This window comes from Zymomonas sp. (assembly GCF_020216885.1).
Classification (GTDB): domain Bacteria; phylum Pseudomonadota; class Alphaproteobacteria; order Sphingomonadales; family Sphingomonadaceae; genus Zymomonas.
The window spans coordinates 1-10,000 of the sequence record NZ_JAIWON010000014.1 but is presented as its reverse complement, the minus strand read 5'-3'; the positions used below and the strand labels follow the sequence as shown (position 1 = coordinate 10,000).

General features: G+C 44.8%; 6 protein-coding genes and 1 pseudogene. All 7 read left to right on the top strand.

Going from position 1 to position 10,000, the window contains the following annotated elements; translation table 11 throughout:
- Positions 1-319: 319 nt before the first annotated feature.
- On the top strand, positions 320-1,774 hold the full coding sequence (locus tag LDL18_RS00755; RefSeq protein WP_296506121.1) for an NAD(P)H-hydrate dehydratase: 1,455 nt from the start codon (positions 320-322) through the stop codon (positions 1,772-1,774).
- Positions 1,771-2,964, top strand: a complete 1,194-nt coding sequence (locus LDL18_RS00750; protein WP_296506119.1) for a class I SAM-dependent RNA methyltransferase — start codon at positions 1,771-1,773, stop codon at positions 2,962-2,964. Before LDL18_RS00755 ends, LDL18_RS00750 begins: the two co-directional genes overlap by 4 nt.
- A gap of 54 nt (positions 2,965-3,018) precedes the next feature.
- Entirely contained in the window at positions 3,019-3,393 is a 375-nt protein-coding gene (gene hisI, locus LDL18_RS00745) for a phosphoribosyl-AMP cyclohydrolase (RefSeq protein WP_296506117.1), read from the top strand.
- Between the two features lie 27 nt (positions 3,394-3,420).
- Positions 3,421-4,146 (top strand): response regulator transcription factor, encoded by a 726-nt coding sequence (locus LDL18_RS00740; protein ID WP_296506114.1) that lies wholly within the window; start codon positions 3,421-3,423, stop codon positions 4,144-4,146.
- The gene (locus LDL18_RS00735; RefSeq protein WP_296506112.1) at positions 4,143-5,561 is read left to right on the top strand and encodes an ATP-binding protein; all 1,419 of its coding nucleotides are present in this window, start codon (positions 4,143-4,145) and stop codon (positions 5,559-5,561) included. The genes LDL18_RS00740 and LDL18_RS00735 overlap by 4 nt, the downstream gene beginning before the upstream one ends.
- 59 nt (positions 5,562-5,620) lie before the next feature.
- Positions 5,621-7,777 carry a BamA/TamA family outer membrane protein gene (locus tag LDL18_RS00730; protein WP_296506110.1) on the top strand — a complete coding sequence of 719 codons (2,157 nt, stop codon included), beginning with the start codon at positions 5,621-5,623 and terminating at the stop codon, positions 7,775-7,777.
- Positions 7,777-10,000 (top strand): annotated as a pseudogene (locus tag LDL18_RS00725) (translocation/assembly module TamB); the annotation flags it as partial. The gene LDL18_RS00730 and the pseudogene LDL18_RS00725, both read left to right, overlap by 1 nt.

Genomic DNA, 10,000 nt, shown 5'->3' with positions numbered 1-10,000 from the left:
AAAATCTATGTGTTTTAGCTTTCCACTTTTAATATGGAAATCAAGTTTTTTTATCCTGTTATTACAGGCATATTTCTTTTCTCTATCGGGGAAGTTATTACCCTTGTTGACGCGATAGATATCATCCATATAGGCGCTAAACATAAGATATTAAATTTAAGGTATTAGTTCGATATACCGGAAGATGCACAAACAGGGCTTTAGACCTTTTCTTGTCCTCAATTTGAGGCCTTATCCTTGCATCATAGCAAGGGTAAGTGTTTATTTCTCTGTTATGTGAATTTTAAAAATTCCGGTGCCAGAAGTGAGCGCCATAGCTATGACTATATCCAAATTAGAAACATTGCCACAGCATGATCGTTTGATCAGATCATCCGCGCTAAATCCTCGTCCTATTTTACGACTACAGGCAATGAGAGCGGCAGAAATGGCGGCTATGAAATGCGGTAGCTCAGTAGATGATTTAATGGACAAAGCTGGTAAGGTTGCCGCTTCTATCACACGCTCTTTTGCTGGAAACATGCCTGCTTTAATCCTGTGTGGCCCCGGCAATAATGGTGGCGATGGATATGTGGTTGCCCGTTATTTGGCAGAATGGGGGATCCCTGTCTCGGTTGCAGCTTATAGTGAGCCAAAGACTGATGCGGCAAAAAAAGCCCGTTCTCTTTTCTCTGGCAAAGTTACTTCTTTGGATGATGCCGAAGCAGCACCTTTGCTTATAGATGCTTTGTTCGGCATTGGCATGTCTCGGTCGTTGGATAATGCCTTATTATCAAAATTAAGAGCTTTGTCGAAAGCCGCATCGCTGCGCGTCGCCATTGATGTCCCAAGTGGGGTCGATACGGATAAAGGCAGTTTATTATCTGATATTCCTGCTTTTGATCTGACAATTGCTATCGGGGCATTAAAGCCAGCTCACCGTTTGGAACCAGCCTCGACTATTTGTGGTCGGGTTGCAGTCGGGGATATTGACCTGACCATATCAAATCCTGATCTGATCGAAATACCCAAACCCCGTTTAGCGGCACCAACACCCGCTGATTATAAATATAGTAGAGGTTATGTCGCGATTACAGCTGGTGCTATGGCCGGAGCTTCGCTTTTATCTGCAGTTGCAGCACAGCGGGCAGGGGCGGGTTATGTTGCTCTGTTAGGCGGTGAGACCATTTCGGGCCCCATGGCTTTGGTACATCGTTCATGGAGCCGTGAAGCCTTAGCGGATGAACGTATCAATGCGCTTGTTATTGGCCCTGGACTTGGGCGAGATGAATTAGGCGTTCAACGCCTTTCGATGGCTTTAGACACCTCTCACCCCTTGGTATTGGATGCTGATGCGTTATTTTTATTAAGTCGTGAAGGCTTGGATTGCTTACGCAATATCCAACAACCAACGATTATTACCCCCCATGAAGGCGAGTTTAAGCGTCTGTTTGCAGGGATTAGTGGCGATAAGCTGACCCGAGTAACCAAAGCGGCGGCGTTATCGGGTTTGGTTGTCGTTTTGAAGGGAGCCGATACTGTTATTGCCACCCCTGATGGTCGCGCAGCGATTTCTCAACCCGCCGTTTCATGGTTGGCTAATGCTGGAACCGGTGATGTCCTTTCCGGTATCTGTGGCGCTATGTTAGCGCGTGGTATGGATCCCTTCGATGCTGCCTGTACCGCAGTGTGGTTGCATGGTGAAGCCGCACGCCTAGCCGGTCCGGGTATGATTGCTGATGACCTGATCCATCACCTTCGTTCAGCCTTTGTGGAAGTAACCGTAGCCTCATGAAAAAGATTATACGCTTGGCATCAAAGGGAGATGGTGTGACTGAAGATGGGCAATTTGTCCCTAATTCGGTTCCCGATGACTATATATCCGATGACGGTAAATTAGAATTCGGTGCGCATCATATTGAACCCGTTTGTCGGCATTTCTCTGTCTGCGGCGGTTGCCGTTTACAATATGCGGATGAAGAGGTTTATAAAAATTTTCTTACCGACCGGATAACCGAGGCTTTCCATCAGCAAGCTTTACCGGCTCCCGCGTTAAAAACAGCTCATTTGTCGCCCCCTTATAGCCGCCGAAGAGTAGCTTTGAGAGCCTTTAAGGCCGGTAAAAAGCTGACCTTGGGCTATAACAAAACCTCTAGCCACCAATTGGTGGATATCGTTGAATGTCCTTTGTTGGATAAAAATCTGTTCAAGGCCGCCATCGATTTGCGTAGTTTTTTGCAAAAATGGCTGGCTCCACGATCTTTAGCACAGATAGAAATGACGTTAGCAGATCAGGGAATTGACTGCTTGCTTGTTATGCCATTCCCTGAAACGCTTGAGGCAACCGAAGCAATTGCCGCTTTTGCAGCAGAGAAAGGTTTCGCTCGTCTTTCAATCGACCAAGGCTATGGCGTTGAAACCCGTTGGGAATCGGAACGGGTTACTGTAACACTAGGCGCTGTACCTGTTGCATTGCCTGCACATGCCTTTTTACAGGCAACAAAGGATGGCGAACAGACTTTAGTCCATACGGTCAAAGAGGCTGTTGGCGCAGCCCGTTTTGTAGCTGACCTTTTTTCGGGTTTAGGAACCTTTGCTCTTTCTTTTGAAAAAGATAAACGTGTCTATGCAGCCGAAGGTATGCGTGATGCTGTTCTTGCCTTAAAACAGGCTTCGTCCCTTGCTGGAAAGGCTGTTTTTGTCGAGCATCGCGATCTATTCCGCCGCCCGTTGCAAAAAGATGAGTTGGTTCGGTTCGAATGTATTATCCTTGATCCGCCAAGGGCTGGTGCAAAAGAGCAAATAGCCAATTTAGCGGCATTGCCTAATGGGCGGATTGTTTACGTTTCTTGTAACCCTGCAACCTTTGCCCGTGACGCTAAAACACTTTTGGAAGCTGGATGGGTATTACATTGGGTTAAGCCAGTTGGACAATTCCCATGGTCTTTGCATGTTGAGATGGTCGGACTTTTTACAAAAATGTAAAATTTATGGTATGATCTTACCCCAATATTTTATGGCAATAAAGGCAACAGCGGAATGCAAAATGATCAAGATCATGGGAATAAATTAAATCCTGCATGGGATGAAAAGGGTTTAATTACAGCGGTTTTGACCGATGCAAAGACCGGCCTTTTATTGATGGTCGCCCATATGAACAAAGAATCCTTTGAACTGAGTATAGCAACAAAAGAGGCTACCTTTTGGTCACGCTCTCGCAAAAAAATCTGGCGTAAGGGAGAAGAATCCGGTCATGTCATGAAAATACAGGAAATCCGTATTGATTGTGATCAGGATACCCTTTGGTTGAAAGTTATCCCTATGGGACCGGCCTGCCATACGGGTGCAAAAAGTTGTTTTTATCGGTCAGTCGAAGATGGGCATCTGGTAACAATACCCAAAGATAAAATATAAGAACCAATAGAATATAGGGGAAAAAGCATGGCAAGCCAGACGATTATGATCGTCGAAGACGATGCTTCTTTACGGGCGTTAATTGCTCGCGTGCTGAAAGAGAATGGCTACATACCTTGTCCAGTAGGCTCTGGCGAAGAAATGTGGGAAGAGTTACAAAGCCGAACGGTCGATCTTATTTTAATGGATGTCATGCTGCCTGGCAAAAACGGGTTGGATCTAACGCGCGAATTACGCAGTAACAGCCAATATATGGCAATTCCGGTTATTTTCTTGAGTGCGCGCGATGACGAGACAGATCGAGTTGTTGGGTTAGAACTGGGTGGGGATGATTATATCCCGAAGCCTTTTGGTAAAAAAGAACTGGTAGCAAGAGTTCGTGCCGTTTTGCGTCGCAGTCAAGCGGTTAAAGAAGCCGATGGGAATCCACAAAGTCACCTTATTCATTTTGAAGGCTGGGTACTTGATCCTGATCGCCGTGAACTTCATTCCCCGACAGGGGCTGGTGTCGAATTGTCAGGTGCCGAATTTGATCTGCTCTTATCCTTTTTACAACATGCACAACGAGTCATCGGGCGTGAACGGCTGTTAGAATTATCTCGCAGTCGGTTAAGCGAGGCTTCTGACCGGAGTATTGATGTTTTAGTCAGTCGATTGCGTCGTAAATTGTCTAGCCAAACAGGGGCTGTTGACATGATACGCACCATTCGAGGGGTCGGCTATATGTTTACAGTACCGGTTTCGCAGGATTGAGGTGGTCTCATAATCTTTTTAGGCAGCTTTCGCCGGGCTTAGCCGGAAGGATTGCGATTGTTCTTTTGGCAACGATGTTGCTTGAATTATTGCTCAGCCTCGTCTTTTCGGAAGAGGCGAGCCAACTTACCTATGTTGCGGATGCCACTCAGGCTATTACCGAACGGGTGCTGGTTGCAAGGCGGATTATCAATCAAGATAGGCCGTCACGGCGTTCGATGATTGCCAATAATTTTTCTAATAGAGACATCCGTTTTTTTTGGTCTCGCGATCAAATTAAACATATTCATATCAATAGCGACAGCCACTTAGTTGATTTGATCCAAGGTCAAATTCTAAGCCATGATTCCCAAATATTGCCCATGGATATTCATATAGATCTTGCTCCTAAATTGGGACGGGATCACTTGCTAGGGCAAATAAAGCTATCCGATGGAAGCTGGCTCATTTTTCAAACATTGGTACCCAATCCAGCGATGCCTTGGCTGACTAACCGCCTCACAACAGCTATTATTCTTGTTATTGGCGCTGGATTAGTCGGTGGATTAATTATCCAAGCCTTTGTGACACCTTTGCGCTCTCTCTCCAAAGCCGTTGCCAAGGTTGGTGATGGAAAACAGCATATATTCAAAGAAACAGGACCTAAAGAATTACGGCATGTTGCGCAGGCCTTTAACCAGATGCAAATGCGCATTGAGCATATGCTACGGGAAAGAACCGAAATGCTGGCCGCCGTTAGCCATGATTTACGGACACCACTTGCCCGATTACAATTACGGGCAAGTTTTATTGAAGAAGATGACATCCGTGAAGCTGTAGATGCCGATCTCCAAGAGATGGTCACGATGATTAAATCTGTTCTGCAATTTCTGCGCGGTGATCAAGATCCCGAAGTCAAAAGATTAACTGATATTGTGGCGATTATTGAAACCTTGGTCAATGCGGCTAAAGATGCCGGAAAAGATATTTCTTATGAAGGACCTTCCCATTATGATGTAACAACGCGTCCTCTTCTTATGAAACGAGCCATCAGTAATCTGATCGAAAATGCTCTTCATTATGGGAAAAAGGCGATTGTTCGCTTTCATCATGATCAAAGTGGGGTGTATATCCAAGTTGATGATACCGGACCTGGCATTCCAGAAGATCAGATCGAACAAGTCTTGCAACCTTTCCGGCGATTGGATACAGCCCGCCAACGCAATACAGCTGGCCTTGGGCTAGGATTGGCGACTGTCGAGCGGACGGTAAAAAGAGAAGAGGGCAAACTGTCTCTAACCAATCGTCAAGAAGGCGGTTTAAGAGCAGAAATATTTCTGCCAGCCGCGCAGAATAAAATACGTAAAAAGGATGGGGGAAAAGGCTATTATTTTTCAGCGCGTAAAGGATTGGAACTGCTTCGTCGGCCAAAATAATGTTTTTTAGACATCACTTCCGTCGGATACATCGTATATGTTTACTTTCTGTCGGGTTGATGTCGCTTTCAGCCTATGCTGAAGACGTATCTACGCCAAAAACGGATAGCAGTAATAAAGCAGCATCACCTGATGCCGTCATTGACCCTTTTAATCCGTCATTTTTTGATCATCTGCCGACGTTGTCTCAACCTTCAATAGAAGCCTCTAAAACAGAGGAATCGCCCCATATACCCTTAGGAATATCAAAATCTTCATCTCAAGAAGAAAATTCTGATAGCAAAGGAATCAAGGCTTTAAACACTGAAAGTGTTTCAGAGCCGAATAACATCTTGCCTAATTCTGAGGTGTCAGAAGAAAAAACGGCACCGAACATCAAAGAGACAACTTCTGTTACGCTTGACCCTGCCTTATCGGAACCACTGCCTGACCTTTCTCACTTTATGCCCGATATGAATGAGCATGTGGTTCTTGCCAAAGAAAGTGACGATCTTCGTTATAAGGTAGATGTCAAAGGTCTCAGCAATATCGATACGGATCAGGCTTTCAAAAACTATTCTGTTTTACTGTCGAATAAGAATAAGGCTGATAGCCTATCGGTTATTGGTGCCAGAGCAACCAATGACCAAGAGTTGATTAACCGGATTTTGCGATCCCAAGGCTATTATGATGGCAAAGCAGCTCTTTCTATTACCCCGATAGAAAAAGGGCGGTATAATGTTCACTATGATGTTAATGCCGGTTCGATCTACAAGCTAGGACAAATAAATTTGACCGGCAGTGAGGATGAACCCCTAAGAATTGCCCGTGTCGCATTAAATTTGCATAGGGGAGATCCGATTATTGCGACCCATATAGAGCAAGCTGAAAATAATATTCTTATAACTCTGCCGCATTATGGTTATCCTTTTGCAAAGATTGGTGATCGGATAATTCTGCTGGATGATGAAACGCATACGGGTGACTATACATTACCGGTAGATGCAGGAAATATTGGATCTTACGGCTCTATCATCGTTAGCAACAATAAGCATATTGTTTTGGATGCCAAACATATCTCTCATATCGCGCGTTTTAAAGAAGGTCAGCGCTATGATAGCCAGATGGTTGATGATCTCCGCCAAGCTCTAGCGGCAACCAATCTGTTTTCTCATGTTTCAGTTGAGCCGATTGCAACAGGTCGAAGACGAGAAGATGGAAGCGAAATAGTGGATCTTGACGTTCGACAGGGACGAGGAAAGAAACACAGCATTGCTGTTACGGGTGGTTATGGCACGGGTGAGGGCTTTAAGGCACAAGGTAGCTGGATCAGCCGTAATTATTTTCCACCCGAGGGATCATTAACTTTTTCGGGGATTTTAGGTACCCGCCAACAACAGCTTTCTGCTCTTTTTAACCGAAATAATGCTGGAGCAAGAGACCGTGTTATTCAAATCGGTCTGACTGCAGGTCGGGAGAGATACGACGCTTATAATGGTTATAGCTTTTCTCTCGGAGGGAGCTTGTCGCGACAATCCACCCAGTTATGGCAAAAGCGCTGGACTTATTCTATCGGAGCCGAATTAACACAGACCAACGAGCGGAGTTATGATTTCTCCCAATCCGAAAGGCTAACCCGTTCTTATCTGATCGCGGCGCTTCCTGGGCAATTGGGATATGATCGTTCCAACAATTTGATGAATCCAACTAAAGGTTACCGCTTGAATATGCGTTTGAGTCCTGAAACTTCAATCGGTTCTGGACTGCGTGGCTATGTCCGAATGCTTTTCGATGCGAGCGGTTACTACCCTGTAGCAGATAATGTTGTATTAGCTGGTCGGTTTCGCGTTGCCTCTATTGAGGGTGCTTCGGTTCAAGAGCTAGCGCCCTCTCGTCGGATTTATGCAGGTGGCGGCGGCTCTGTCCGTGGTTACGGTTATCAGCAGTTAGGCCCCAAAGACCCATATAAAGATGCCGTGGGCGGATTATCAGAAGAAGAGCTGGCTTTTGAAGTGCGTTACCGTTTTGGTAATTTTGGTCTTGTGCCTTTTATTGATGCAGGGCAGGTATATAAAGATGCTATCCCAACCTTCCATAATTTAAGATTTGGTACTGGCTTGGGCGCACGCTACTATACCGCTTTTGGCCCTTTCCGCATTGACCTTGCGACACCTATAGCTCGGCAGCCTGGAGAATCGCGTATTTCAGTATATATTTCGATCGGTCAGGCTTTCTAATGACGGATCAAGATTACAATCCAGAAAAGCAGGAAACTTCTTCGAATTCTATTCAGGAAAAGAATCCGAATATAGTCGGACAACCTGAAAACACCGAAGCAAATTCAAATAAGATATCGCCATTTCAAAATTTGAAACATATTTTGGGATGGGGATGCGTTTTTCTGGCTGGGATTGCGCTTTTTATCGCCGCGCTTATTTTGTTTCTAGATACGTCTACTGGCCATCGGGTTATTGTTCGTTATATCAATAAATATACAACAGAATCAGGCTTAAAAATTAAAATACAACGTATCGATGGTTCTATTTATCAGGCCTTTCGTTTGGTCGATATCAAGGTCGATGATCAGCATGGGCGTTTTCTTAATGCCTCTTCACTATTCGTCGAATGGCGGCCATTAGATTATCGCTATGGCATTATCACCATCAAAAAACTCCATGCGCCTAGAATTGAAGTCTTACGGAATCCAGAACTAAAACCGACAAAATCAAATCCTGATGCGCCTTTGTTGCCCAACATCCATTTGGATATCGATCAGATACATCTAGATAGAATAGATATTTCTAAAAATCTGGACGGCCAAAATCATCGTTTGCACATGCATGGGCGGCTTGCTTTGATAAAAGGGCAGATAACCGTCAAGGCGGATGCTGGAGCGGACAAAGGACAAGATATCAGCGGTGGAGACAGACTCTCTTTACAATTTGATGCCAAGCCAGCGGCCAATCTTTTGGTTGTTGAAGCGCATTTACATGCTCCTGTTGGCGGGGTTGTGGATGGCCTGACCCGCCTTGGTAAACCGCTTACGATGGATACCGCCGGAAAAGGGAATTGGCAGGATTGGCGCGGTTATATTCAGGCACAATCAGGCGATAAGAAATTACTGGACTGGAAAATACATAACAAAAATGGGTCTGTTCATCTGGATGGAGCAGTTTATCCCAGTGAATTATTACCCGATCAGCCTTCATTGCAGACTTTCTTTAAAAAAGGCTTACAGATTGATCTGACAACCCATAATCATAAAAATATTGTCGATATTCGAGGGGCTATTACTGGGAAAATGTTTCGTCTTACGGCTCTTGGGGGTGTCGATTGGAAATCAAACCGCTTTAATAACATGTCGGTCGATCTAGCTATTCCCAATAGTCAGAAATTTCTTGGCGATGATTTGTCCTTTAAGAATTTTACATTTTCTTCAGTGCTATCGGGTCTTGTCAGATCGCCTAACATTGATTGGCGGTTAAAGGCTGGTCAGATCGGTTGGCAGGAAAAGATTGCCGAGAATATTCAATCCAGAGGTAAAATGCTGGTAGATGGCGATCATTTATCCATGCCTATGGGATTATCTGTTGGCAAAATTTCAGGTCTTGATTCGCGTTTAGTCAATTTACTGGAAAATTTAAAAATAGAAGGTGCGATCAATTATGGCGATCATGTTTTGCGAGTTGATCACAGTAATATAAGTAGTCGGTATATTCATGCGAACACCACAATCATTATAGATTTGGTGACCAAAAAATGGCGTGCAGCGGTTAAAGGTGGGATTGATCCTTATAAAATAGACGGTATTGGCCGATTAAGCCTGACAATTGATAGTCATCTTCAGCCCGAAAAAAACGGGGGATTAGGCATGGTCGGTGAGATGATGATCAAGGGACGTGATTGGCAGAAACCGGCTTTAGCAAAAGCTTTCGGGGGTGAAGCCGTTTTACGGACAGATATGATCGCCAATGCCATGGGTAATATAAGGATGCCAAGATTTAGCGTTGCGTCTCCAGAATTCCATCTGGAGGGTAACGGTGGATACCAGCCCAAAGGCAATATCAATCTTTTTGTTCGGGGCAAGTCAAAAAGCTATGGTGCCATGACCCTTGATGTCGGGGGCATGGTTTCTCACCCTGTAATCAAGGCAACGGCTTTGGGTCTAACCGTTAATGGCAATTTAGCTCAAACAAAAAGTAACCTTTATCACGGGCAATTTGAACTGAACGGGCATGGGTTGGATGGTATCATTCGCCTGACAGAAGAACAGGCGATACAAGCCGTTAATGCCGATATTACTATCGACAAAGCCCATTTCGCCTATGGTCAGCCGATTGACATTGAAAGCGGACGGCTAAGAGGAAAGGCTGTTTTTTCTACAGATCCGTCTTTTCAAGTCGAAGCCTTGCTGAATAATATTCGCTATAATGATTTTCTATTAAAACAAGCCGCTGGAC